The 25,900-nt window shown below is 67.5% G+C and carries 20 protein-coding genes; 6 read left to right on the top strand and 14 right to left on the bottom strand.

Features of this window, described 5'->3' with window-relative positions; all coding sequences use genetic code 11:
* The first annotated feature begins 4 nt into the window (after window positions 1–4).
* Window positions 5–934 (top strand): DUF2950 domain-containing protein, encoded by a 930-nt coding sequence (locus WKW82_RS29710; RefSeq protein WP_340346311.1) that lies wholly within the window; start codon window positions 5–7, stop codon window positions 932–934.
* Between the two features lie 137 nt (window positions 935–1,071).
* Here WKW82_RS29710 and WKW82_RS29715 read toward each other — a convergent pair whose 3' ends face one another.
* The 7 genes from WKW82_RS29715 to WKW82_RS29745 form a co-directional block, all read right to left on the bottom strand.
* Window positions 1,072–1,443 (bottom strand): hypothetical protein, encoded by a 372-nt coding sequence (locus WKW82_RS29715; protein ID WP_340346313.1) that lies wholly within the window; start codon window positions 1,441–1,443, stop codon window positions 1,072–1,074.
* Window positions 1,444–1,471: 28 nt separating this feature from the next.
* A complete protein-coding gene (locus tag WKW82_RS29720; protein ID WP_340346315.1) occupies window positions 1,472–2,578 on the bottom strand; it encodes a porin in 1,107 nt (368 codons plus the stop codon).
* Between the two features lie 87 nt (window positions 2,579–2,665).
* Window positions 2,666–3,619: an electron transfer flavoprotein subunit alpha/FixB family protein gene (locus WKW82_RS29725; protein WP_340346316.1), complete on the bottom strand. Its 954-nt coding sequence runs from the start codon at window positions 3,617–3,619 to the stop codon at window positions 2,666–2,668.
* Window positions 3,620–3,631: 12 nt separating this feature from the next.
* Window positions 3,632–4,627, bottom strand: a complete 996-nt coding sequence (locus tag WKW82_RS29730) for an SLAC1 anion channel family protein (RefSeq protein WP_340346317.1) — start codon at window positions 4,625–4,627, stop codon at window positions 3,632–3,634.
* 33 nt (window positions 4,628–4,660) lie between these two features.
* Window positions 4,661–6,052, bottom strand: coding sequence for a TolC family protein (locus WKW82_RS29735; RefSeq protein WP_340346319.1), 1,392 nt, complete (start codon window positions 6,050–6,052; stop codon window positions 4,661–4,663).
* A 20-nt stretch (window positions 6,053–6,072) separates the two neighbouring features.
* Window positions 6,073–7,212, bottom strand: coding sequence for an HlyD family secretion protein (locus WKW82_RS29740; protein ID WP_340346321.1), 1,140 nt, complete (start codon window positions 7,210–7,212; stop codon window positions 6,073–6,075).
* Window positions 7,209–7,886 (bottom strand): DUF3302 domain-containing protein, encoded by a 678-nt coding sequence (locus WKW82_RS29745; RefSeq protein WP_340346323.1) that lies wholly within the window; start codon window positions 7,884–7,886, stop codon window positions 7,209–7,211. The genes WKW82_RS29740 and WKW82_RS29745 overlap by 4 nt, the downstream gene beginning before the upstream one ends.
* A gap of 348 nt (window positions 7,887–8,234) precedes the next feature.
* Here WKW82_RS29745 and WKW82_RS29750 point away from each other — a divergent pair, with 348 nt between their 5' ends.
* Window positions 8,235–9,398: a BamA/TamA family outer membrane protein gene (locus tag WKW82_RS29750; RefSeq protein ID WP_340346325.1), complete on the top strand. Its 1,164-nt coding sequence runs from the start codon at window positions 8,235–8,237 to the stop codon at window positions 9,396–9,398.
* Window positions 9,395–9,820, top strand: a complete 426-nt coding sequence (locus WKW82_RS29755; RefSeq protein ID WP_340346327.1) for a hypothetical protein — start codon at window positions 9,395–9,397, stop codon at window positions 9,818–9,820. The genes WKW82_RS29750 and WKW82_RS29755 overlap by 4 nt, the downstream gene beginning before the upstream one ends.
* 13 nt (window positions 9,821–9,833) lie before the next feature.
* Here the strand turns inward: WKW82_RS29755 and WKW82_RS29760 are convergent, their stop codons facing one another.
* Genes WKW82_RS29760 through WKW82_RS29770 form a run of 3 tightly spaced genes read right to left on the bottom strand, consistent with a single transcriptional unit; the run spans window position 9,834 to window position 13,922 of the window.
* Complete coding sequence (locus WKW82_RS29760) at window positions 9,834–11,381, bottom strand: phospholipase D family protein (RefSeq protein ID WP_422823626.1); 1,548 nt, start codon at window positions 11,379–11,381, stop codon at window positions 9,834–9,836.
* A 49-nt stretch (window positions 11,382–11,430) separates the two neighbouring features.
* Window positions 11,431–12,078, bottom strand: coding sequence for a response regulator transcription factor (locus tag WKW82_RS29765; protein WP_340346330.1), 648 nt, complete (start codon window positions 12,076–12,078; stop codon window positions 11,431–11,433).
* A gap of 5 nt (window positions 12,079–12,083) precedes the next feature.
* Window positions 12,084–13,922 carry a sensor histidine kinase gene (locus WKW82_RS29770; RefSeq protein WP_340346331.1) on the bottom strand — a complete coding sequence of 613 codons (1,839 nt, stop codon included), beginning with the start codon at window positions 13,920–13,922 and terminating at the stop codon, window positions 12,084–12,086.
* Between the two features lie 332 nt (window positions 13,923–14,254).
* Between WKW82_RS29770 and WKW82_RS29775 the strand changes: the two genes are divergently transcribed.
* The gene (locus tag WKW82_RS29775) at window positions 14,255–15,160 is read left to right on the top strand and encodes a hypothetical protein (protein ID WP_340346332.1); all 906 of its coding nucleotides are present in this window, start codon (window positions 14,255–14,257) and stop codon (window positions 15,158–15,160) included.
* Window positions 15,161–15,166: 6 nt separating this feature from the next.
* Here the strand turns inward: WKW82_RS29775 and WKW82_RS29780 are convergent, their stop codons facing one another.
* Both WKW82_RS29780 and WKW82_RS29785 read right to left on the bottom strand, forming a co-directional pair.
* Window positions 15,167–20,530, bottom strand: a complete 5,364-nt coding sequence (locus tag WKW82_RS29780) for an autotransporter-associated beta strand repeat-containing protein (RefSeq protein ID WP_340346334.1) — start codon at window positions 20,528–20,530, stop codon at window positions 15,167–15,169.
* Window positions 20,531–20,698: 168 nt separating this feature from the next.
* Window positions 20,699–20,884, bottom strand: coding sequence for a hypothetical protein (locus WKW82_RS29785; RefSeq protein ID WP_340346335.1), 186 nt, complete (start codon window positions 20,882–20,884; stop codon window positions 20,699–20,701).
* A gap of 181 nt (window positions 20,885–21,065) precedes the next feature.
* Here WKW82_RS29785 and WKW82_RS29790 point away from each other — a divergent pair, with 181 nt between their 5' ends.
* Together WKW82_RS29790 and WKW82_RS29795 are read left to right on the top strand one after the other, a co-directional pair.
* Window positions 21,066–22,586 carry a DUF3300 domain-containing protein gene (locus tag WKW82_RS29790; RefSeq protein ID WP_340346337.1) on the top strand — a complete coding sequence of 507 codons (1,521 nt, stop codon included), beginning with the start codon at window positions 21,066–21,068 and terminating at the stop codon, window positions 22,584–22,586.
* A gap of 11 nt (window positions 22,587–22,597) precedes the next feature.
* Window positions 22,598–23,530 carry a DUF2950 domain-containing protein gene (locus WKW82_RS29795; protein WP_340346338.1) on the top strand — a complete coding sequence of 311 codons (933 nt, stop codon included), beginning with the start codon at window positions 22,598–22,600 and terminating at the stop codon, window positions 23,528–23,530.
* Window positions 23,531–23,641: 111 nt separating this feature from the next.
* Here the strand turns inward: WKW82_RS29795 and WKW82_RS29800 are convergent, their stop codons facing one another.
* Together WKW82_RS29800 and WKW82_RS29805 are read right to left on the bottom strand one after the other, a co-directional pair.
* Window positions 23,642–25,372 carry a SulP family inorganic anion transporter gene (locus WKW82_RS29800; protein ID WP_340346340.1) on the bottom strand — a complete coding sequence of 577 codons (1,731 nt, stop codon included), beginning with the start codon at window positions 25,370–25,372 and terminating at the stop codon, window positions 23,642–23,644.
* Window positions 25,353–25,898, bottom strand: a complete 546-nt coding sequence (locus tag WKW82_RS29805) for a GNAT family N-acetyltransferase (RefSeq protein ID WP_340346342.1) — start codon at window positions 25,896–25,898, stop codon at window positions 25,353–25,355. The genes WKW82_RS29800 and WKW82_RS29805 overlap by 20 nt, the downstream gene beginning before the upstream one ends.
* Window positions 25,899–25,900: the final 2 nt, after the last annotated feature.

The following is a 25,900-nucleotide window of genomic DNA, read 5'->3' on the forward strand; positions in this document are numbered from 1 at the left end:
AGGCATGACGCAATCCCTCATCCATGGAGCCCCCACCATGCGGAATTCATTGGCCGTCAAGACGTTGGCAGCGGCAATCATCGTGGCCAGTGCCCTGGCGTCGGCGCCTGCATTCGCACAGCGCGCCTACCCCAGCGCGGAGGCGGCCTCGCAAGCGCTTCACGACGCCATCTCCCGCAACGACACCGCCGCGTTGCAGACCGTGCTCGGCGCCGACTGGCGGCGCTTCGTCCCGGCCGGCGACGTCGACCGCGAAGATCTCGACAACTTCCTGTCCGCCTGGACGAAGCAGCACAAGATCGTCGCGGAGAACGACAGCAAGGCGCTCCTTGCCGTCGGGGAAGGTGGCTGGACACTGCCGGTGCCGATCGTCAAGGGCAAGGCGGGCTGGCACTTCGATCCACGCGCCGGTGCCGAAGCCATGCGAACCCGGCGCATCGGCCGCAACGAGCTTGCGGCCATGCAAGCCGCGCTCGCGTACTTCGACGCCCAGAAGGAATACGCGCAACGCGACCGCACCGGCAGCGGCGTACTGGAATACGCACAGAAGTTCGTGAGCTCGCCGGGCCGCCGCGACGGCCTCTACTGGCCGGACGCGAGCGGACAGGGCCAGAGCCCGCTCGGACCGCTCTACGTCAACCAGAAGCCCGGCGAGGGCTACCACGGCTACCGCTTCAGGATCCTCACGGCCCAAGGCAAGGCGGCACCCGGCGGCGCCTACGACTACATCATCGGCGGGCGCATGCGCAGCGGCTTCGCCCTGATCGCGTGGCCCCTGCGTTACGGCGACACCGGCATCATGAGCTTCATGGTGAGCCACGACGGCGTCGTCTATGAGAAGGACCTCGGCGCCGGCACCGAGGCGGCCGCAGGCGCCATCAAGCGCTTCAATCCCGACACGGGTTGGCGCAAGGCGGCAGTACCCGGGGCTTGAAACGACTTTGCAATCCATCGCAGAACAAGGCGGAGCGCCGCAGACGGTGCTGTAGCACGGCAAGGCGATCCAACGCAGTTATGCGATGGATTGCGAAGTCGTATGACGGGCTTCAGCCCAACTCGACGCCTTGTAGATCAGTAGCTCTGCTCGCCCGCCCGGATCTCGCCCGCCTTGTTGGCGCGCGCGGCCTCGGTCTTGTAGGGTGCGCGCGCTGCGTCGCGCTCAGCGCTGAAGTAGCCCGGCAAGGGAGCGGACTCCGGAGGCTTGGCGGCCGGAGCGGGAGGGGTTCGACGCGCCCTGTACGCGGCCTCGCGTTCCTCGGCCGAATAGGAGCGCCGCGGATCGGGAATCGGATTGCCCTCCCCCATCTGCGGCCCACGCGCCGCCTCGTAGCCTGCCTTCATCCGTGCGGCCCTTGCCGACTCGGCGTCGGTGCCCGCAGGCTGTGAAATCGCTGCTGCCGGGAGCACCATCGCGATCGCAAGAACTGCTGTCAGGACTCTCATTCAAGACCTCCCTGATGTCACTTCATCATCAAAAGCTGTGCCGCAAACCCAAGTCATAGCCATTGGAACTCCGATCAGGATCGGTCAGGGAACCGTTGAGCGCGCGGGAGGCCCCGCCACTGTTGCTCAAGTGCGCGTAGGTCGCATAGGCCGCCGTTCGCTTCGAAAAGTTGTAGACATAGCCGATCGCGAACTTGCGGCTTCGCGGACTTCCCACCTCGTCGGTTCCATACTCCGAGTAGGACACGCGCACCTGGTCGACGCCGACCGGAATTGTGCCGCCGACCAGGTAGCCCGTGCCGGTCACGGGCACGAAGCTCTCCACCTTGTCGCGGTAGTAACCGCCCGATAGCTTCAGGAAGCCGAAGTCGTAGAAGGCGCCCACGTTCACCACCTTGATGTCCCCTGTGGAACTGGTCTGCGCGAACTTCGTGGTTCCGGAGGCGATCGCCACCCCGAAAGGGCCGATGCCGTAGCCGATGCGTGCGGCATAGCCGTCGCCGTCCTTCAGGTTCGGGGTGATGGCGGGGCTGAACGAGATTTGCTCGCCCATGAAGTATTGGACTTCCCCGAAGAAGCCGCCCAAGCCCGGCGGAAGGAAGTAGCCGATCATGTTGGACGCGCGCGTGGAAGTGGGCCCGCCCAGTGTCGCGGCTTGCGCCATCGAAGTGCCGGCACCGTTGTTGCCGAACGGGTCCGGCTGTTCGCGATTGCGGTAGATGGCCGTGAAGTCCCGGCCCAGGCGCAACTCGCCCCACACATCGATCAGGCTGACGGTTGCGCGCCGGTTGAACGAGATGGCGTCGCCCGACGTGGCACCCGCCGGCGTGTTGTTGGTATTGCCCGCAACGCCGCTGCCATCGTCGGCGTTGTAGCCGGCTTCCAGCCAGAAGTTGACCCCCAGCCCGCCACCCAGCGCCTCGGTGCCGCGAAAGCCGAGCCGCGACAGCGTGTTGGCGCCGCTGACCAACTGGGTCTTGCTTGCGATGCTGCCCGTGCCATACGCGATGGCCGCATCCGCCACGCCGAAGAGCGTCATGCCGCTGCTGCTGACAGGGCCCTGCACCTGGCTGGTCTGCGCAAATGCCGCGCCCACGAACATGAAGTTGGCGGCCAGCGTGATCTTCACTCGCATCGTTTTCTCCTTGTTCTTCGGGGGCGCCGGGAGGATGCTAGGTCAGCGGAAGATCGCGGCAAATCCTACCTTGGTCGGATGTGCTGCTCATCGCTTTCCTGCGGCCTCGAGTGCGGCAACCAGTTCGGGAACCGCGATGAAAAGATCAGCGACCAACCCATAGTCCGCCAGCGCAAAGATCGGCGCTTCCTCGTCCGAGTTGATCGCGACGATCACCTTCGCATCCCGGATGCCCGCCAAGTGCTGGACCGCGCCGGAGATGCCGCAGGCGATGTACAGCTGCGGCGCGACGATCTTGCCCGACTGGCCCACCTGCCAGTCGTTGGGCGCAAAGCCTTCCTCGACGGCTGCCAGGCTGGCGCCCAGGCCCGCATGCAACGTGTCCGCCAGGGGCGCCAGGACGTCCATGAAATGGCCTGCGCTGCCCAGGCCCCGTCCTCCTGCAACGATGACCTGGGCCGCAGTCAGCTCCGGGCGTTCGCTCTTGCTTTCCTCCCGGCCGACGAAGGTCGTTCGGGTAGTGCCGCTGACGCCTTCGACATGCTGCACCTCGGCGCTGCCCCCGCTCGCAGCAGCCGCCACGAAGCTGCTGGTGCGAACCGTGATCACCTTGATGGCGTCGCTGCTCTGCACCGTGGCGATCACGTTGCCCGCGTAGATCGGCCGCTCGAAGATGTCCGGGGCAATGACCTGGGTGATCTCGCTGACCTGGGCCACATCCAGCTTCGCTGCGACGCGCGGGGCGACATTCTTGCCATGGGCGCTGGCCGCGAACAGGATGTGGCTGTAGCCCTGCGCCATCGCCAGGATCTGCGCGCCCAGGTTCTCGGCCAGGTTGTCGGCGAGGGACGGGCCGTCGGCCGCAATGACCCGGGCCACGCCCGCGATCCTGGCCACGCTCCCGGCGGCCTCGGCCGCGCTCTCACCGGCAACGAGCACATGCACGTCACCGCTCGCGCAAGCCAGCGCGGCTGTGACCACATGCAAGGTCGCCGCCTTGACGGTGGCGCCATCATGTTCAGCGATGACAAGTGCGGTCATGTGGGCATCCGTTCAGAGCGTCAGGTCGCGCAGTCCGCCTCGGGCGATGCCGACGGTCGTGCGCAAACCCATCGACAGGATCACGAAGGTCGTGAACGCGAGCAATGCGAGCGCGAATGCCTGCGCGAGCCACCATGGCCGTTCGACCGAGAATTTCAGCGCAGCCAGCGTCATGGCCGCCAGCGGAAAGCTCACGGCCCACCACGACGTGTGGAACGGCGAGCAACTGCGCAGGCGCAACAGCTTGGGCAGGAGCACCGCAAGCATGAAGACGCCAAGGTAGAAGAGCGACTCCCCGAAAAGATCGAGCCGCCCCGCCACATTGAGATAGGCCGAGAAGCCCACCGCGAAAGGTGCCACCAGGATCATCAACGAAGGCTGCAGGGCCTGGGGCAACGGCGCCTCGAAGATCAACCGGGACAGGATCAGCGTGAAAAGCGGCACCGCGAAGAACAGCCCCACCGCCAGCGCGAAGACGCACACGGGATGCGAGCCCGGGATGTCCAGCGGAACGCCGGAGTACGAGATGTTGATGGTCCCGACGACCGGGACGATCCAGGCGGGCGTGGCATGCGCGATCTGTTGCCGCACGCTCATCCATCGGCTCACGATCAACCAGGCGAAGCCCAGCATGGCCAGGGTCCCGGTGACCCAGAGGACACTGGCCACCCCAAGCGCATACGGCGCAACGACTGCCGGCAGAAGCAACAGCGAAATGATCGGGGTCGAAAAGAAGTTCGCCGCAACGGGGTGCGCAAATTCGGCACGCACTGCAGCGGGCGATTGAAGGCATTTGATCGCATAGGCCACGACCAATGCGACGAAGACGAGCACTGCCACATGGCCAATCGCCTCGCCCACCCACCGCGGCAGGCCGAACTGCGTCGCCGCGAGCCGCCAGGCCAGCGCCAGGCCACACAAGCCCATGACCGAGCCGAACAGGCTGACCGGCAAATAAGCCAGGCCTGCCATGTTGCCGACGCTGGAAGCGTCAGTGGGTTTGCTCACGGCCACGCGCGTTCCGTCCAGCGAGGTGAAGGATCAGCGGGCAGCGATTTCCGCGCTCTCACCCCATCCTCCACCGAGCGCCAGCAACAGGTTCACGCGCTGCACGCGGCGCTCGGCCTGCACGCGCAGCAAGGTGGAGCGCACCGCGTACACCGCCATCTGCTGCTGGGTCACCGCGCGCAGGTCGCCCGAGCCGACGCGGTAGCGGCTGTTCTGGAACTCGAGCACGCGCTGCGCCTCCCGGATCTGCGCATCGATGATGGGCTCGCGCTGGCGCAGCGTGGCCTCTTCAGCGAGTGCGGCCTCGACTTCGTTGAAGGCCTTCATCGCGGTCTGCGCCCACATCGCGGCGGCCAGGTTCTGCTCAGCCGTGCGCGCGTCCACCTGCGCCTGCAACGCGCCGCCGCGGAACAGCGGAAGCAGCAGGCTCAGGCCCACGCCCGGGATCGGGTTGTCGCGGTTCTTCAGCACGAAGAGTTCGCTGGTGACCGATGACAAGCCCGCCGTCAGCGAGATGCGCGGCAGCCGCGCCATCTGCGCCTCCTGCGTGGTGTTGAAGGCCGCGGCCACGCGACGTTGCGCGGCCACGATGTCGGGCCGGCGCTCCAGCAATTCGGAAGGCACGCCCGCCTCCACCGCCATGTCCACGCGCGGCCAGGTATCGGTGGTCTTGAGTTCCGCCGCGGGATAGCGGCCGAGCAGCATCTCCAGCGAGCGCAGCGACTTGACGTAGGCCAGGTCGAGCTGCTTCTCGGCATCAAGAAAGCCTTGCCGATCGGCGCGCGCCTGCACCACGTCGGACTCGCTGGCCGCGCCGATTCGAAAGCGATCACCGGCCAGCCTCACCGACTGGTCGGTGCTGGTGATCATCTGCCGCGCCAGTTGCCGCTGCAACGAGGCTTCGGTCGCGAGGAACCAGCCCTTGGCCACCAGCGCCGCGATCGATTGCCGGGCCGCCGCCATGTCGGCCTGCGTCGAGGCGAACTGGTCTTCGGCGGAACGCCGGGCATAGCGCACGCGGCCCCACACGTCGATCTCCCAGGAGGCCGAGATCAGCCAGCCGTTGAGGCCGGAGCCGTCGCCGCCGAGCTTGCCGCCCTTGCGCCCGAGGAAGTCGACCGCCGGCACCGCCTGGGCGCCCGCGGCCTTGACGCCTGCCGCCGCCTGCTCGATGCGCGCGGCCGATGCGCGCAGGTCGAGGTTGAAGAGCAGCGCCTCGTTGACCAGGGCCGCCAGCACCGGATCGTTGAAGCCCCCGATCCAGCCGCTGCGCACGTCGCCCGGCATCCCGCCGGCCTTCCAGCCGCCGGGCAGCACCACGTTCGACAGCTGGTCCGTTTGCAGCGCGGTCGTGTCGGGTGCGGTCTTGAGCGAGCATCCCGCAACGCTCAGCGCGACGAGCGCCAGCATGGACCAGGACCGCATGTGTGAGGCCAGCATGGTGCTCAATGCAGCTTCAACACCAGGTAGTCGATCTTCGCGCCGACGCGAATGATCACCTTCCGGATGATCTGGATCACCTCCAGGTGCTGCGTGTAGATCGCGCCGTCCCCCACCGCGCCTGCGGGGAAGAGTTCGCTCTGGAATTTCGGGTCGATGTCCAGCCGCACGGCGAAGCGACCTGGCGGCAACGGCCCCACACCGGCGGTAGGCAACTGCAGGGTATTCGGACTCTGCCCGCTGCCTTGCGCCCAGACGATCGATTCGACCTTGGCCTTGTAGATGACGCCCGGGTTGGTCTTGAGCGTGAACTCGGCCTCGTCGCCCGAGGCAACCTGGTGCAGTTCGTTCTGCTGGTAAAGCGCGACCACCTGGTAGGCGTTCTCGACGTAGCTCATCACGGGCGTGACCGGCAGCGCCGCGGTCATCGAACCGACGCGCAGTTGCAGGTTGACCGCCTGGCCGTCGGAGGGCGCGACCACGGTGGTCTGCGACAGCTCCCACTTCGCGTTCTCGAGTTGCGCCTTGATCTGCGCGACCTCGGCCTGGTCGTCATCGACGGTGGCGGACAAGCGCGCACGCACCTGCGATTCGCCGGCAATGGCGCCAGCCAGTTGTGCTTCCATGTCCTTCAGGTTGGCCTGCGCCTGCTCCAGCGCAAAGCGGTCGCCCGCACCGCTGGTCACCAATTGCCGGTTCTGCGTCACGCGCTTGCGCATCAGTTCGAGTTGCGCGCGCACGGCGGCCGACTTCGAGGTCGAGGCATTGAGTTCCTCGCGCAACTTGCGCGAGCCGCCTTCCGCGTTGGCCAGTTGTGCCTCCAGTGACTTCACCGTCAACTGGTAGGGCGTCGGGTCGATCTTGAACAGCACCTGGCCGCGCTTGATCGGCTGGTTCGCCTCGATCGGCACCTCGATCACGCGCCCCCGCACCTGCGGCACGATGTTGACCACGTACTTGTAGACGCGCACATCCGCCGTCGACGGCGCGAAGACGTTCAGCAGCATGACCAGCACCGTCAAGCCCACCACCGGAATGGTGATGACGATCACCATCGAGACGTTGTTCCACGGCAGCCACTTGAACTTGAAGAAGATCAGCCAGACGAAGAACGAATAGATGCCCAGCAGGATCGCTTCCATCATGCCCCCCTGGGTGCGTCGGCCGCGGCAGCCGTCGCGGCTGGCGGGACGGGGACGGACGCAGGAACCGACGTGCCAGCCCCGGCGTTCGCTGCGGCCATGTTGCGCTCCGCAGCCATCAGGTTCTCGCGCACGCGCTTGAGCTCGGGCGTGAGGTGACCCTGGCGTTCCATCGCGTCCAGCTCGGCCACCATCTGGTGCAACTCATGCGACGCCAGTTCGCCGCGCTCGGCCTTGTCACCGTGTTCGAAGTAGAAGTCCTCGTGTTTCTCGGTGCCGTAGGCCATCTTGTAGGCCACCGGGCGCGTGTAGGCCCACAGCCAGGCAATGGGCCAAAGCAGGCCGCCGAAGACCAGCGAGAGCAGGCACAGGGTGTGGATCGCATCCTTCTGCGGATGGTGGCGCTTCTCGGCGATCTTCTCCGGCATCACATGGACGATCCAGAAGAGCGCGATGCCCAGGCACGGCACCAGGGCCAGCACCACCCACGACAGCACATTGGCCATCGTGTCGAGCGCCTCGCCCTGCAGGAAAGAGGCATGCGCGCCGGACGCCAGCAACGAGGACGACATCCCCATCGCCACCTGGAATGCACCACGCGACAGTCCACGCTCGCGCCGGAGAGGTGTCGTGCCTGGCACGTGCGGCCGAAGGCCCTGGTCGATTTCTGTCCTCATGTGCTCGCTCGATGTTGGGCCGAGAAAAGTCGATCGGTCCGAATCCTAGCCAGCGACCACCGGGCCCAACTTGCGCCAAATCAAGTTCGGGCGTGAAAGAACGAACACATCTTTCTGCTCGCGGGAAGCGATCGGTGCGGAATTGATCTGGCGCAAGCGGAGCATGAGGCCATGGCGCTAGGCTGGCTTGCTTCTTCTGGTTGCCTGCACGCGCCAGCGGCATCGCAGCCCGGCAGTCCCGCCATCTCCAGCAGGAAAGTCATGCACGCCCAAGCTCTCGAACAGAAGACAAGTCCGAACAGAGATGCCGGAGACGCGGCGCGCCTGCCTTGCCTGCGGAACTGATCCGTGCGCCTGCGTTGGTTCGTGCTGCCACTCGTGCTGCTTGCCGCAGAAGCCATGGCGGCGGAAGGTGAGCCAGTGCCCGAAGCCGCGTCCGAGCCCAGCAAACCCAGTCGCGTACGCGGTGACGATGGCTGGCTGGACATCAGCGGCTTTCTCGACGAGAGCTACGGCTTCGTGCCGCTGGCCATCCCGATCACCGAACCGGCCGTGGGCTACGGTGCCGTCGCCGCCATGGCCTTCATCGACAAGCAGAAGGATGATGGCGCGGGCGCGGGTTTCGGCCGGCCCAACGTCTCGGTGATTGCCGCATTGGGCACCGACAACGGCACCAAGGGCGCCTTCGCGGGCGACGTGCGCCATTGGATGGATGACCGGGTGAGAACCGTCGTCGGCGTGGTGCGGGCGTCGGTCAACCTGGACTTCTATGGCGTCGGCCGCGACGCCGGGCTGCAGGAGAATCCACAGTCCTACAACCTCAAGACCAGCGCCCTGGTGGCCCAGGGCCGTTATCGCATCGGCAACACGCCGGCCTGGGTCGGCATCGGCTACGCCGTGGCCTCGACCAACGTCGACTTCAACACACAGGATCCGTCACGCCTTCCACCGGCCTTCCAGCGGGAGTCCAGGGTCGCGGGGCTGCTGCCGATCCTGAATTACGACTCGCGCGACAACATGTTCACGCCGACCAAGGGCGACTACCTGGAGTTGTCCGCGGGACTCTTCTCGAAGGCATTGGGCAGCTCCAGCAACTTCCAGCGGGTCAACCTGACCGCGATGCACTACCAGCCGTTCTCGCGCAAGCTGACGCTCGGCGTGCTGGGGAGCGCGGTCCTCAGCTTTGGCGATGTGCCCTTCTACCTGCGCCCCTTCATCAGCTTGCGCGGGGTGCCGGCGATGCGCTACCAGGGCGATCACACCGCGCAGGCCGAGGCGGAACTGCGCTGGCAATTCTGGGAACGCTTCAGCCTCGTCGGATTCGCAGGCGCCGGCGCGACGCGCAATGGCGATTCGCGCAATCGCGCGACCCAGAACGTGACCACCGGCGGCTTCGGCTTCCGCTACGAGATCGCACGCAAGTACGGGATGCACATGGGCCTGGACGTGGCCTACGGCCCTGCGGGTCCGGTCTACTACGTTCAGTTTGGCAGCGCCTGGAATCGGCCGTGACAACAGAAGGAAGCGAGGACGAAATGACAGGATTCATGCTCAGGCACATCACGCCGGTAGAGGCGCGCGCACGCGCTTCGACGATGGCCGTGGCCCGCGCGCTCTGGTGCGCCGGCGCGCTGGCCCTGGGGGGTTGCGCGTACTACCCCTATCCGGTGGCCGCGCCGGTCGCCGCACCGGCCAACTACGACCGCTCCTTCAGCGCGGCGGCGGGCGCGATGCGCGACCAGGGCCTGTCTATCAGCGTCGAGGACCGCGGCAGCGGAACCATTGTCGGAAGCCCGGGCGCGGGCACGGTGACCGCGACGATCAGCCGGCAGGGCGACGGCAGCGTCAGGGTCCAGTTCGATGCGGCCGGACTGCGCGACCCCGGATTGCTGCAGCAGGTGTCACGCAGCTACGACGCGCGCATGGGGCGCTAGGGTTCGCGGCCGGCTACAACTGCGACTCGATCGGCAGCAGGCCCAGGAACCAGATGCCGAGTTGGCGCCAAGCGCTGACACCGGGTTCATCACGGTATTGCATCGTTCCGGTCGCGGTGCTTTCGGTCCAGACCAAACGCGCGCTGCCGCCGGCGCCGGTCGAGCGTTCGACGCGCCAGGCCACCTTGTCGATGCCACGCGTCAGTTGGCCGGCCATGTCGCGTGCCATGGCTTCGCTTTCGCAGATGACGCCGATCTCGGTATTGAGCTGCACCGACCGCGGATCCAGGTTGAGCGAACCGATGAACACGGCGCGCTGGTCGAGCACGAAGGTCTTGGCATGCAGGGATGCGCGCGAACTGCCGATCGGCCGGTCGCCAGCCTTGGCATCGACGTGGGCGATGGCGTCGGGTTTCAACTCGTAAAGGCGCACGCCACCGTCGACCAGCGCTTCGCGATAGCGCTTGTAGCCCGCATGCACCGCGCCGACATCACTGGCTGCCAGCGAATTGGTCAGCACGGTGACGCGCACGCCCTGCCCCACCAGCCCGGTCAACGAGGCCACGCCCGCCTCGCCCGGCACGAAATAGGGCGAGACGATCAGCAGTTCGCTGCGCAACTGGACACCGATCCGGTGCAACTGCGGCAGCAGGTGGCCCTTGTCGTCCTCGGGCGCCCGCGTGATCTTGTCCGGGTCGTCGACGAACACCTGGGCGCGGCCCCAGAAGACGTCGCCGGTTCCGGCGGCCACGATCTGCGCGCCGGTCGACCGCGCATGGCGGACATACGCGGTGTCCTGCTGCGCCTCGACGTACGCAGCAAGCGTCGCACGCAGCGTGTCGAGCTTCGAGGCCGCGGCCTGGCGCCCCATCAACGCCGTGATGGGCAGCGAGGCCGGCGCGTTCCAGTACGCATCGAAGGCCCTGGATGCTTCGGCCACCACCGGTCCCAGGGTCAGCACGTCCAGGTCACCGAAGGCCAGGTCGCTGGAGGCGTTGAAGTATTCGTCAGCGATGTTCCGGCCGCCGAGCACCGCACGCTGGTTGTCGGCGACGAAGACCTTGTTGTGCATGCGCCGGTTGATGCGCGCGAAGTCGCCCAGCATGCCCAGCACGCGGAAGCTGCGCGATGCGACGGGATTGAACACCCTGATCTCGATGTTCGGATGCGCGTCCAGCGCCAGCAGCGTCTCGTCGTTCGAGCGGGTGCCGACGTCGTCGATCAGGACGCGCACCCGCACGCCGCGATCGGCGGCACGCAACAGTGCGTTCGCGAACAGCCGCCCGGTCAGGTCGTCGCGCCAGATGTAGTACTGCACGTCCAGCGAACGCTCGGCCACTTCGGCCAGCAGCATGCGCACCGCCAGCGCATCGACCCCGCCAGGCAGTGCCCGGCATCCGCTCTGGCCCGCATGTGCGCGCAATGCATCCTGCCCGGCCAGTCCCAGCGCGGTGGACGCCGTGTCTTCCAGCGCGTGCGTTTCGGTGCGCTCGTATCCCTCCGGAAGGCTGGCGCAGCCGCCGGCCAGCAGCACGACGCACAGGAGAATCAAGCGCCACATGTCCTGCGATCGATGGGCGAAAAAGGGCCGTTGCTGCAGCGGCCGATGATCACTTGACCTGGAAATCCACAGGCCCGGACTCTTCCCGCATCAGGCGCATCAGCTCGACGATCGACCCGACACCGAACTTCTCCAGCAAGCGGCTGCGATGGTGCTCGACCGTGCGGTGGCTCAGGGATAGCTGCTTGGCGATGAGCTTGTTCGGCAGGCCGTCGAGCGCCAGGGCCATGATTTCCCGCTCGCGTTGCGTGAGCGCTGCAACCCTGCCGGTGAGCGAACCGCCCTGCTTGCCCGGCACGGCATGGGCGGGTTTGTTTCGCCAGGCCGCGTCCCGGCGCAAGGCCTCGTCGATGGCGTCGAGCAACTGTTGCTCGCGGTAGGGCTTCTGCACGAAGTCGACCGCGCCGTCCTTGATCGCCTTGACTGCCATTTCGATGTCGCCATGGCCGCTGATGAACACGATCGGCAGCCGTGCGCCCATCGTGGCGAGCTTGGTCTGCAACGCGATGCCGCTCATGCGCATCATGCGCACGTCCAGCACCAGGCAGCCCGGGCGCTCCGGGTCGAAAGTCTCCAGGAACTCGAGCGCCGAGCCGTAGGTCGCGGCAGAGGTGCCGACCGAGTTCACCAGTTCCTTGACCGAGTCGCGATAGGCTTCGTCGTCATCGACGATGAATACGGTTTGTTCGGTGCTCATGTTCTTCAGTTTCCAATGGTCGCCGCCGGCAGCGTGAACTCGAAGACCGCGCCCCCTGCGGGACGATGCGAGGCCCAGAGCTTGCCCCCGTGGGCCTCGATGAGCTTGCGGCTGATCGCCAGCCCGATGCCGAGCCCCCGGGCCTTGCTCGTGTAGAAGGACTCGAAGACACGCTCCAGGTCACCCGCGGCGATGCCGGTTCCCGCGTCCTCCACACCCACCGAGACGATGCCGGCCGCATGCCGGATCCAGAGCCGGATGATCCTGGGCCGATCCAGGTCGGGTGGGTCCATCGCTTCCATCGCATTGCGCAGCAGGTTCAGGACGACCTGCTGGATGTGCACCTCGTCGGCCACGATGAAAGGGATGTCCGGTGCCGTCTCCTGCGCCAGTTCGATGTTGCGAAGCTCGCAATCCATCCGAACGGTATCGGCGCAAAACCTGATCACGCGTTCCAGGTCCACATAGGCCAGTTCCAGGTCGTGCCGCCGCACCATGGTGCGCAGGCGTGAGATCACATCGCCTGCACGGCTCGCCTGCTGGATGATGCTGTCGAGCAGGCTTGCAACCTTTGCAACGTCCGGTCCCGGCGCGGCAAGACGCCGCTTGGCCGCGTGCGCGTAGTTCTCGATCGCGCCCATGGGCTGGGTGATCTCATGCGCCAGCGCGCCGGACATCTCGCCCACCGCGTGCACGCGGACGATGTGGGCCAGGCGCTCGCGCCAGAGCGCTGCTTCCGCTTCGGCCGCCCGCCTTTCGCGATCGACCGCCAACTGGACATTCAGGCTCGAGAACACCTCGGTCAGCAGTTGCAGGCCTGAAACCACAGGCGCCGGCCACTGCCGATCGCCCTCGACCGCCGCCACCGCCAACGCGCCATCCACCACGCCGCCCAGGCAATGCGGCACGATCAACTGCGCGCCCACGCCCAGCGATCGAAGGGTCGCCCGGTCGGTCGTCGCGGATTCGGGCAGGTCGTCCAGCCGCGAGAGACGCACGACCTGGTTGGCCACCAGCTGGGCACTGATCCACGGGGCATCGATGAAGTTGAAGTACTCCTTGGGCGTAGGCACCCCGGGCGCCGTCCAGCGGCGGATCTTGCGGAATTCGGCCCTGCCGGGCAGGCGTTCCCACAAGCTCGCGCGCTCCACCTTGAGAAACCTGGCGATGTCGCGCAGGGCATGGTCGATGGCTTTCGAGCCATCCTGCGTCCTGGCCAGCAACAAGGATGCCAGGATGCCCGTGGTCAGGCGCTCGAATTCCAGCGCATGGTCGAGTTCCTCCTGCGCCCGCTTGCGCGCCAGCGCATTGCCCAGGACCTCGGCCAGTCTCCGCAGGCGCGCCTGCAATGGTTCGGACCAAGCACGCTCGCGCTGCGTGCTGCCGAAGCTCAGCAGACCTCGCACCTCGCCCGCGATCCACAACGGCATCACGAGATGGGATTTCTGCCCGTATTTCTCGTAGGTCACGCGGTCGATGCTGGCCTCCGGCGGCAATTCATCGAGCCGCGTGAATGCCACCGTGTCGCCGGCCATGACCGCGGCCAGGGCATGCGGGAGATGCTGGCGCGGAACCAGTGACTTGGGCGCCGTCTCCACGCCTTTGCGTGCGACGGCATGCGTGAATACGGTCTGCGCCGTTTCGGCTTCCAGCCTCAGCAACGCGCACCGGTCGATGTCCAGGATGTCGATGATGTTGCGCAAGCCGCGCTCGATCGATTTGTCGATCCGGTCGGCAGGCAGGTTGATGAGTTCCGCCGAAAGTTCCGTCAGCACGTGGTCGAAGGCGGCAAACTCTCCCGGGCGTTCCCGCACGACGGCAGCGGCCGAGGGGCGGTCGGTCATCACAGAGGTGTGCATGGAAAGTGGTATCGCTTACGGTCGGAGGGCCGATCAGGCGCCGATCGCCGACATGCCAGCGATCCATGCCGCGGCACCACATGCAGTCTGAAACCCATTCGTCCCTCTACCGGTTCTACACCGCGACATGCGGCAGCCAGGAATCCCTCGATCCGGCGGCAGGTGCAGCCACCCGCGCCTACAACGCGTGTCGGATGCGGCGATCTTGCTGCCGTGATTGACGATCGTCAACAAATGTTTAATTAGCAGTCTTCCCGCGTGCAGCGGGCGCCCCACTGGCCGGAGAATGTCATTCGGTCAAGCAACCTGGAGGCCTCATGTCCGCATACCTCAAGCAAGGGCCCAGGTACCTTGCCGTCTGCCTCTGCAGCGCGTTGGCAGCCGGCGCTGCATTCCAGGCCTGCGCGGCAACCGCGGCCGAGATGCGCGCCACCTACCAGCAGATGCGCACCGAACTGGCCGCCAGTCCGCTGCGAAGACCGATGCGCTTGACTTCCCAGGAGACCTCCAGCGGCTTGAGGGGCGATGTGCATGCGGTCGTCAACCAGCCACTGTCGTCGGTGGTCGCTGCGTTCGGCTCGGCACCCCCCTGGTGCGATGCGCTGCTGTTGCATCTCAACAACCGCGATTGCAAGGTCTCGGGCGAGCCGGGCAGCGAGGTGATCACGCTGAGCGTGGTCCGGAAATTCGACCTGCCGGTGGACGGGGCCTTCCAGCTGCCTTTTTCATACCGGGCGGTCGACCGGTCCGCGGATCACCTGGAAGTTGCGCTGACGGCCGCGAAGGGGCCGCTGGGGACCAGCAACTACCGCATCGTGCTCGAGGCGATTGCCGTGGACCCTCAGCGCAGTTTTCTCCATTTCTCGTACCGGTACGACGAGAGTGCCGCAGCACGATCGGGAACGAAGGCCTACCTGGCCACGACCGGTCGCAACAAGATCGGATTCACGGTGGTCGGCAAGTTGCCCAACGGCGAGCGCGAGTTCATACGCGGCTCCCGGGGCCTCGTGGAGCGCAATGCCATGCGCTACTTCCTGGCGGTCGATTCCTACCTCGCGGCGGGTGGCGGGAAAGGCGGCGAAGCGGAAGCCGTTGCCATGCAGAAGACCTGGTTCGCGGCCACCGAGAAATATCCGAAGCAGTTGCACGAGACCGATCTGGACAGCTACCTCGCAGCCAAGCGCAGCGACACCCAGCGCCGCGCCGGTGCAGCGCCGCGGTAGGAGGTGCTACCAGCGCACCTTGATGCCGAGCGAGGCTTGCACCGCGGACTTCAGCGTCGCATCGCCGCCGATGCTCCAGAGGTGGCCGATCTCGCCGTACAGGCTGGTCGCGGGGTTCAGCGTCAGCGTGGCGCCGGCGGCCGCCTCGGCTGCGCTGTAGCCGCCCTCGGTCGAGATCGCGAGCGCTCCAGCCGGGCCGATGAAGGTGGCCACGCTGTCGCCGAAACTTGCCCAGTACAGGTTCACGCGGGCGTAGGGCTCCAGCCGCCCGGCAGCGGTGGCCAGACTGCCCTTGAGGCGCACGCCCAGGCGTCCGATCCAGCCGCTGGCAACGTCCTGGCGGACTTGCGCGCCACTGAGCACCATGTCGTCGACGCTGCTGCGCTGGAAGGCGATCTGTGCCTGTGGTTCCAGGCTCCAGCGCGCATCGAGGGCGAAGGGCTTGCCCACCTCGACGGAGGCAGCAAGGCTGCTGGCCTTGCCGCCTACGCCCAGGTTGATGTCGGGGCGTATCGTGAAGCGCTGGCTGCCGCCCTGCAACACGCTGTCGACGTACATGCCGCCCGCGTCCATCCAGGTGGCATAGGCGCCGAGGTAGCGCGATTGCAGTTGGTTGTAGCCCACGCGGGCGACGATGCCGCGGGCATTGCCGCTCACGTCGGCACTGCCGTCGAGATAGCCCACATACACACCCGCGCGCCAGTTGCCGCTGGCCCACAGGTCGGTCCCGGCCTGCAGTCCGGCCACATGGCCCTCGGAATGGACTTGTGCGACGCCTGGCTGCTGGATGTCCAGGTCGGCGTAGACCACGCGACCCCATGCCCGACGCGTGCCGCCTGGCGCGGCTGGCTGAGGATCTTGCGACCGGGTCGACGGGGCCTCGTCGCCGATGCGCCGGTGCAGGTTGCCCAGCATGGCCAGGTCGGCCTGTCGCAGTTGCGCGGGCAAGGCGGCCACGAGAGGAACTTCCGCCCGGAAGGTCGGCACCTGGATCGGCGCGACGGGCGGTTGACCGGGAGGCTGCTCGTCCGGGGGTACGACCGGGGGTTCGACCGGAGCGGTGGAGCGCAAGTACCAGTTCTCGCCGGCGCCCTGCGCGTCGGCCGCATACAGCCGGTATTCGTAGGCGCCTGCATCGACATGGCCATTCGCCAGGGCGAAGGCGCTCTTCGTTGTCTGCGCGGTCGTCGTTGCGCCGTTCAGGCCGCTGACCACCTCGATCCCATTGCCCGTGGTGAGCGCGCCCAGCCCGCCCAGGTTCGTGACCTGGATCGTGGTGTTGCCGCTGGCGCTCGCGCCGGGACCGTCGAGGACCAGTCGGTCGCTCACGCTGCCGTCTCCGCCGAGCTGGGTGCCCAGCCTCAGCAGGCTGTGGGCCACATAGGCCCCGGTGACCGTGAGCGTGCTGCCTGCGGCGGCGCTGACCAGGCTCACGGTGCCGCCGTTGTCCAGGGCTGCGACGCGTTGGTTGAATCCCCCGGTATCGAGCGTTGCGCCGCTCGCGACGATGTGGGCCGAGTTGGCGCTGAAGGCATTGGCCGAAGCTGCGCGCAAGGTGCCGGTGGCCACCGTTGTCGCGCCACTGTAGGTGTTCGCCGCCGACAGTACCGTGGTGCCCGTGCCGGCCTGGCTGACACCACCGCTGCCGGAGATGATGCCGCCGAAGGTGTAGCTGTCGCTGCGGTTGAAGGCGAGCGTGCCGTTGTCGACGGCGACGTTGCCGGTGATGGATCCGGTGGCGCCGCCGTTGCCAAGTTGCAGCGTGCCGCTCGAAATGGTTGTGCCGCCCGAGTAGGTGTTGGCGCTTGTCAGCGCAGTCGTGCCGGCCCCGATTTGCTGCAAGGAGCCGGTACCTGAAATCGCATTGGTCACGACGCTGGTGTCGCTGCGGTTGAACGCGAGGACGCCGTTGTTGGTGACATCGCCAGCGCCGACGGAACCTGTGGTGCCGCCGTTGCCGATCTGCAAGGTGCCCGCGCTGATGGTCGTGCCGCCTTCATAGGCGTTGTTGCCCGCGAGAACCAGCGTGCCACCGCCCAGCTTCGTGAGCCCGCCGTTGCCGCCGATGGTCTGCGCGAACGTGGCGCTGTGCCCGTTGGTGTCGATGCGGCCGCCAGGCGCATTGAAGGTGATCGGGCGCGTCGCCGCAATGCCCAGGTCGGCGTCGGCGCGCAAGGTACCACCACTGAATTCCAGCGGACCACCGGGTGCCCCCAGGTTGGTGTCGCTCGCCACCGCGAGCACGCCATTGCCGAGCAAGGTGCCACCCGCGTAACTGTTGGCGCCCGCAAGCACCAGGGTGCCGCTGCCGCCCTGCGTGAGCATGCCGGATCCGGAGATCGGGCCTGTGAGACTCAAGGTCGTGCCCGACATGGGCGAGAAGGTGCCGCCGTCGCTGCCGAGATCGACGCTGCGCGCGCTGCCGAGGGTCGCGCTGGTGATCAACGTCCCCTTGTTCAGGCTGAGGCCGCCGCTGGCTGCGCCGAGGTTGCTGTCGGCACCGATCTGCACCGATCCGCCGTTGATCGCGGTGCCACCCGAATAGGTATTGATGCCACCCAGCACCAGCAGCCCCGCATCCGAACTGATCAACCGCGCAGGGCCGCTCGCGCCGTCGGCGATGGGCGCATTGATGGTGGCGGTCACCGACGGATCGACCCGGACGATCGTCTCGGGTGCACCTGCCAGCGCAAAGCCTGCGCCCTCGATCGTGTAGCCGGTGGTGCGGAACTGCATGCCTTCCAGCGCGATGTTCTGGCCCAGCGTCACGGTCCCGGCGGTCCCCTGGAAGACGGCGAAGCCGTTTTGCCAGGGCGCGTTGACCGCGCCGGCCGCATTGGTCCAGTTGGTGGTCGTGGTGTTCCAGGTCGCCGTGCCGCCATCGACCGCGTTGTTGGCCGTGGTGTTCAGCCCGTCCCAGTACTGGAGCGCAAAGCCGCCCGATTGCACGATCAGGTTCACCTGGCCGGCCGTCGCGGTGTCGACCAGGAAATCGCTGCTGGCAAAGCCCCTGGGCAGTTGCCCCGCGACCGCGAGTCCGTTGTCGGTGAGCGTGCCGCTGTAGTTGAACACGCGATACGTGCCGGGCGACATGCCGCCGAGATTGGCCAGGTTGAGCGTGCCGTCGAGCGTGAGGCTGCCGGCCACGTTGGTCAGGTCGTTCTGGGTGCCGCCGACCTGCCCGGGAAGCCCCAGTTCGTAGTCGATCTGCGAAGCGCCATTGAGCACCAGCGAGCCCACGTTGAGAGTGCCCGGGCTGTTGCCCGGTGCGAGATGGCCGCCGTCGGCCACGGTGACCGGACCGGTGACCGTGCCGGTGCCGCGCAGGGTCGCGCCGGTGTTCACCTGCGCGCTGCCGGCAACTGTGCCGTTCACCGCCAGCACGCCACCGGTGACGCTCGTGAGGCCTGTGTAGGTGTTCAAGCCGGTCAGGGACAGGATGCCATTTCCGGCCTGGGTCACGGTGCCGGTGCCGCTGATCACACCGCCATAGGTGCGCGTGTCGCTGCGGCCATACACCAGCGCCCCGTTGTCGACGATGTTCCCGGAGACGGTGCCGCTGGCGCCGCCGTCTCCGACTTGCAGGGTGCCACTGCTGATGGTCGTGGTGCCGGTATAGGAACTGGCGCCCGTGACCGTCAGTGTGCCGGTGCCCGCCTGGGTCAGGGCGCCCGTGCCGCTGACGACTCCGCGGTAGGTGATGGCGTCTGGCCGGTTGAAGACCAGCGTACCGTTGTCGACCACGTTGCCGGCAAGGCTGCCCGAGGCGGCGCCGTTGCCGATCTGCAGCGAGCCCGCGCTGATGGTCGCGCCGTCACTTTGCGTGGACGCATTCGTCAGCACCAGCGTGCCGGGGCCGGTCTTGACGAGCATGCCGGCGGCCGGCCCATTGCCGATGGTGCCGGCCAGGACAACGCGCTGGCCCGTCGATACGTCGATGGAAGGGAGGCCTTTCAGCGTCACCGCGTTGGCCAGCGTGCGATCGCCTTCGAAGCCCAGCACGGTGGCGCTGCCCAGCAGCACGCCGCCAGTCCCCAGCGAGCTGTCGTTGCCCACCCGGAGCGTGCCCGACGCGAGCGTCGTGCCGCCGCTGTAGGTGTTGGCGCCAGGGAGCGTCAGCGCGCCACTCCCCGCCTGGGTCAACGATCCCGTTCCGCTGATCGGGTTGCTCACCGTGAGCGCATTGGAGCGGTTGAACACAAGCGCTGCGTTGTTCGTCACGGGGTCGGTTCCCAGCGTGCCGCTCGCGCCGCCCGCGCCTACTTGCAGCGTTCCGCCCTGGATGGTGGTCGCGCCGCTCCAGGTGTTGGCGCCCGTCAGCGCCGTCGTGCCCGAAAGCACCTGGACGGAACCCTTTCCGGTGATGGCGGGCGCGAACACATGGCTGCCGGCGTTGTGGTTGAAGACCAGCGTCCCCGTTCCGGCGCCGAACGCGACGCTCGTCGCGCTGAGTGTTCCCGGCGCGGTCGCGGGACTGCCGGCGGCCGAACCGATGTTCAGCGTGCCGATGGAACCGGCCTTGCTGGCAATCGTGATCGGACCGTTGACGATCCCTCCGTCGGACACCGTCAGCGTGCCGCGGCCGGAACCGCCCGCGTTCAACCCGTTGTTGTTGCCCCACGAAGAGCCCGTGCCGGTCACGGACACCGTACCCACGCCGCTCGCGAAGCTGCCGATGTCGGCGGCGAAGCCGGTGTTCTGCACCGCTGCGCCGTTCTCGATCGTCAGCGTTCCCTGGCCAAAGCTGCCCACGCTGAGCCCGAGCGCGTTGGTCCATGTGGACTTGGACCCGGTGATCCGCACGCTGCCGTTTGACCCGGCGTCCTGGCCAATGGAGCCGCCGCTGGAGCTGAGCGTGCCTTCGTTCTGCACAGTGAGGCTCCCCCTCGCCGTTGCCTGGCCGCCGACCAGGATGCTTCCCGTGTTTCTCCACGTCGAGCCGTTGCCGGAGACGGTCACCGATCCCGTCGAACCCGGTAGATTGCCCACCACGCTTCCAACGTTCGTCAGGCTTCCTCCACCCTCGATCGAGAGGATGCCGACGAGGTCTTGACCCACGGTCGTGTCCCTTGCCGTGGCATTGCGGGTCTTGATGACCGCCGAGTTCGGAGACGAGACATTGATATTGGCGATGCTCGCCGCTGATGGAATCCGGCCGCCGATCCAGTTGCCTGACGAGAACCAGTCAGGGGACACCGCGCCAGTCCATTCGGACTGGGCTTGCGCAGGGCCGGCCGCCGCCAGCAGGGCTGCGACAGGCGTCAAGACGGCGACGATCGTGCCGGCCTTGCACACGCCTCGCGCCAGTTCGGATGCCACGGTCCATGCCTGATGGGCGGCGCTCCAGATCACCCGGAATGTTGTGTTCATCGTCGCTCCTTTGATTGATCGTCATAACCCGACCTTGGGCGAAAACTGGAGGCGGTAGTCGTCCGCCGTTTGACCCAGCTTGTTCTCGATACCGCCCCCGAACAACTCGCCACCCACCGTGGCGTTCGGCGCCAGCGAATACAGCAGGTTGAGCGAGGAGTAGCTGCACTAGCGAAATGCCGTCGGCAGTTGGCCATCGGCGTTGTCCAGGCGGTGCTCGCTGCAGCCGATGGAAGTGGCCTGGTCCAGGTCCGCGGCGCCCTCCTGCGTGGCCTTGAGCTCTTCGTTGGACAGCACCTGCGCGCCGCCACGCGGGGCAACAGCGATGGAACCGAGCGCTGCAGGTCGATACATCCCAGCTCTCCTTGCCGTTGTTCCTGGCCCGCCCCCTGCCTTTGTCGACCCGGCGTCATGGGCAATTCCCCGCCGCGCGGAAAGTCTCTGCGCTTTGCACGGCCGGCGCTTGATCTGCATCAAGCGGCACGCATGCCATTGCCCTGAAGATGATCGGACCGTTCACGAAACAGGAGGCGGTATGCGAGCCTTGGCGGTCCGATTCGCGCGCGCACTCATGCTCGTCGCCTCGCTGATGACGGCGCTCGCGGGCGCGCAGCAGGCGCCGAGTTTCTCGAAGGAGCAACTCGACCAGATGATGGCGCCCATCGCGCTGTACCCCGACTCGCTGCTGTCGCAGGTGCTGATGGCGGCAACCTATCCCACGGACGTGGCGGCTGCCGCCAAGTGGTCGAAGGCCAATCCCAGCCAGAAAGGCGAGGCGGCGCTGAAGGCCGTGGCCGATGAGCCCTGGGATCCGAGCGTGCAGTCGCTGGTTGCCTTCCCGCAGGTGATCCAGACCATGGGCGACAAGCCCGACTGGGTGCAGAACCTGGGCGACGCCTTCCTCGCCTCCTCGAAGGACGTGCTGGACTCCGCGCAGCGGCTGCGCAACCGCGCGCAGAGCAACGGGAGCCTCAAGAGCACCGAGCAGCAGAAGGTGATCGTCGAGCAGGCGCCGCAGACGCAGGAGACCGTCATCAGGATCGAGCCGGCGGATCCGCAGGTGGTGTACGTGCCCTCGTACAACCCGACCGTGGTCTATGGCGCCTGGCCCTATCCCGCCTACCCGCCCTACTACTACCCGCCGCCCGCGGCCTACTACCCCGGCGCGGCGCTCGCCACGGGGATCGCTTTCGGCGTCGGTGTCGCGGCCACCGCCGCGCTCTGGGGCAACTGCAACTGGGGCGGCGGCAACGTCAACATCAACGCCAGCCGCTACAACAACGTGAACGTGAACCGGCAGATCAGCGCCAACCAGTCCTTCCAGCACAACGCGGCCAACCGGCGCGGCGTGCCCTACCGCGATGCAGGGAGCCAGCAGCGTTTTGGCAAGAACGTGCCCGGTGCCGAGCAACGCGGCGACTTCCGCGGACGCGACACCGCGGCGCGTGACTCGCAGCGCCAGCAGGCGCAATCGGCGCTCCAGCAACGCGGCATGGACCCGGGCCAGGGACGCAATGAGCTGCGCAACGACCCCGGGACGCGGGAGCGCGCACAGAACGCGGCACGGGACACCGGCCGTGGCCAGGGCGCGGGGGATCGGGGTGGTGTGGGTGACCGCGGCGGCGATCGCGCGGGTGACCGGGCGGGCGACCGGGGCGGTGATCGCGGCGGCGACCGTGCTGGCAACCGGGCCGGGGACCGCGGCGGCGCAGGCGATCGCGGCGGCGGCCAAGGCATTGGGCAGGGCTCGCGCGGCGGCGACAACGCCCTGCGCGGCGCGGGGGATGCGGGCGGCGGCCAGGCCCGCCAGCACGCCAGCCGCGGCGATGCGAGCCGCCAGTCCATGGGGCAGAACCGCGCGGGCCAGGGTGCCGGCGGCGCGCACGCGGGCGGTGGCGGTGCACGGGCCGGCGGTGGTGGCGCGCAGGTGGGCGGTGGCGGCGCGCGGGCCGGCGGCGGTGGCGCGCACATGGGCGGTGGTGGCGCACGGGCCGGCGGCGGTGGTCGCGCGGGGGGTGGCGGTGGTCGCGGCGGTGGCCATGGCGGCCGTCGCTAGGAGGATCCGACATGGCACAAGCAACCCAGCAGAAAGCGCGGAACATGCCCGTTCACATCCACTCGGCCAGGACCTTGGCGACAGCAGCGGCCTTCGCGTTGATGCTCGCCTCTGCATCCTCTTTCGCGCAGCGCGCCTATCCCAGCCCGGACGCCGCGTCTCAGGCCTTTGCCGATGCCATCGCCACCAGCGACGTCGCCGCCCTGCAGACAGTGCTCGGCCCCGACTGGCGCAAGTTCGTCCCCGAAGGCAGCGTCGACCAGGAGGACATCTACGGCTTCCTCGGTGCCTGGGCCGCGCAGCACAAGACCGTGCAGGAAGGCCCCGATCGCGCACTGCTCGCCGCCGGCCCCGGCGACTGGACCTTGCCCATCCCGATCATCAAGGGCGCCGGCGGATGGCGCTTCGACACGCACGCAGGCGCCGACCAGATGCGTTCGCGGCGCATCGGGCGCAACGAACTCGCAGCGATGCAAGCCGCCCTCGCCTACTTCGACGCCCAGAAGGAATACGCGCAGCGCGACCGCGATGGCAACGGCGTGCTGGAGTACGCGCAGAAGTTCGCCAGTTCACCGGGCAAGCACGACGGCCTCTACTGGCCCGACAAGCCCGGCGACGATCCCAGCCCGCTCGGCCCGCTCTATGCAGGCGTGCGGCCCGGCGAGGGCTACCACGGCTATCACTTCAAGATCCTCAAGGCGCAGGGCAAGAATGCGCCCGGCGGTGCCTACGACTACGTGATCGGCGGACGCATGCGCGGCGGCTTCGCGCTCATCGCCTGGCCGGTTCGCTACGGCGATACGGGCGTGATGAGCTTCATGGTGAACCATGACGGCACCGTGTACGAGAAAAACCTCGGGGCAGGCACCGATGCGGCGGCGCGTGCGGTGACGCGCTTCGATCCTGACGCCAGCTGGCGCAAGGCGATCGCGCCCGCAAACTGAGCCCACCCCCGATGCGCCTGCGGCGCCTCCCCCTCGAGGGGGCGCACCCAGCGGCCCGGCAAAGCCGGTTCCGCGGGTGCCCAAGAACGGAGTTCACCCGGCGCGAAGTGCCTACAACAACTCTCCCGAAGTACTCGGCCGCGGTTCGATAGGCCCCGCGGCCTGGTAACGCTTCATCGCCACCTCGGTGTTCTGCAGCATCCGCTCCGGGCCCAGCGTCGCGCCCAGCGGAGATCGCTGCACCATCTCCAGCACGGCGGGGTTCAGGCGCGAAAGCCACAGGGCAATGCCGCTGTCGCGCAGCCGCTTTTCTGCGTCGATCAGCATCTTCAGTGCCGTGTATTCGAGGTCGAACACGCCGCCCATGTCGAGCACCACGACCCGGGGCTGCTCCGCATCGATGCAGGCTTGCACCTTGCGGCCGACCTGATGCGCATTCGCGAAGTAGATGCGCCCTTCCGGCCGGAGGATCAACAGTCCGGGAAGGAATTCGTCCTCGGGATGTTCGTCGCTCCTCGGCCGCATCACATTCGTGCCGCGCTTGCGCCCGAGCACGTGGACGGGAGGGTCCGACATCTGCCAGGCCAGCGCCACGAGCGACACGACGATCGCCGCCACGATGCCTTGCAGCGTCCCGAGCAGCACCACGCCCACGGCTGCCACCAGCGCCCAGACGAACTCGGTGCGCCGCACCCGCGCGATGTCCCTGAACTCGACCGGCTTGATCAGCCCGACCGAATACACGATCACCACCGCGGCCAGCGTGGCATGCGGCATCAAGCCGATGACGGGCGCGAGCAGGAGCGCCGTGAGCAGCGAGGCCGCCGCCGTCACGAGTTCGGCCACTTGGGTGCGGGCGCCTGCAAGCCGGTTCACCGCCGTCTGCGTGGTGCCGCCGCCGGCCGGCATGCCGCCCAGCAGGGCGCCGCCGGCGTTCGCAATACCGGTGGCAATGAATTCCCGGTTGGGCAGTGGCAATGGCTCCCCGGCGCGCGCGAAGGCCCGTCCGGCCGCGATCGACTCCGTGAAGCTCATCAGCGCGATGCCCAGTGCCGCGGGCCACAGCGTCGCCGCGAGCGCCAGGTCCGGCAGCGTCACCGCCGGCAACCCCGTCGGCACGGCCCCGACGGCCGAGACTCCATAGCGCTCCAACCCGAGGAACTTCATCGCCGCGATGCCGCCCGCCACGGCAATCAGTGGCGCGGGTGCGCGCGGGAAGGCGTATTCCAGTGCGACGAGACCGACGACCGTGATCACGCCGACGGCCAGCGTGGCCATCGACACCTCGGGGATGCCGTGCACGATGGCCAGCAGGTTGTGCAGGAACGAGCCCTTGTCGAAGTGGATGCCCATCAGCTTGGGTACCTGGTCCAGCACGATGACGATCCCGATGCCCGCCTTGAATCCCACCAGCACGGGTTCCGAGATGAAGTTCGCGACAAAGCCCAGCCGCAGCAAGCCACCGAGCACGAGGATCACGCCGGTGAGCAAGGTCAGCGTTGCGCAGGCCGCCGCCAAGTTGGCCGCGCCCTCGCCCGTGGAAACTTCCGCAAGCGCGGCGCCCGTCAGGATCGCCAACGTCGTGGTCGTGCTCACGCTGAGCGGGCGCGATGACCCGAGCAGCGCATAGATCACCATCGGGACCAGGGCGGTATAGAGCCCGACCTGCACCGGCAGGCCGGCGATCGTGGCATAGGCAAAGGCCTTGGGAATGACCACCGCCGCCGCGATCAGCCCCGCGATCGCGTCGGCCCGGAGCCAGCCACGCTGGTAGCCGCGGACCCACTCAGGTATCGGAAAGCGCGTGTTCCTTCCCGGCGCCTCAGCCCCCTGCCGTTGCACGGCCGCTCCCCAGCACGCGGCTGACCACGCGCACGGTGGCGTCCCGCGGGTCCGCCTTGTCCTCGAAGCCAAGCCGCCGGGCGAGCCCGCGCATGGACGCGTTCGCGGTCAGCACGGAGCCTTCCATGACGTGGAAGCCATGGGCTTCGGCGGCCTCCATCAGCGTCTCCATGAGGCGCGGCGCCAGGCCCTGGCCTTGCCAGTCGTCGACGACCATGATGGCGAATTCGCAGGTGTCGCTGCCCGCATCCGAGGCATAGCGCGCGCCGGCGACGATGCTTTCCGCACCGCCTTCGTCATTGACGGCGACCAGGGCGAATTCTCTGTCGGGCACGGGATGCGTGGCCTTCTCCAGCATCGGCTCGGAAATGGCCTTCACCGTGGCCATGAAGCGCATGTAGCGCGATTGCACCGACATGTTGCCGACGGCAGCCTGGAGTCCGTCCTTGTCCTCCGGCTCGATCTCGCGCACCCACACGCTGCGGCCATCGCGCAGTTGCAGCCTGGCAGGAAGGACGGGACCCATCG

The sequence above is a fragment of the Variovorax rhizosphaerae genome (assembly GCF_037889975.1).
In the GTDB taxonomy this organism is placed as follows: Bacteria; Pseudomonadota; Gammaproteobacteria; order Burkholderiales; family Burkholderiaceae_C; genus Variovorax; species Variovorax rhizosphaerae.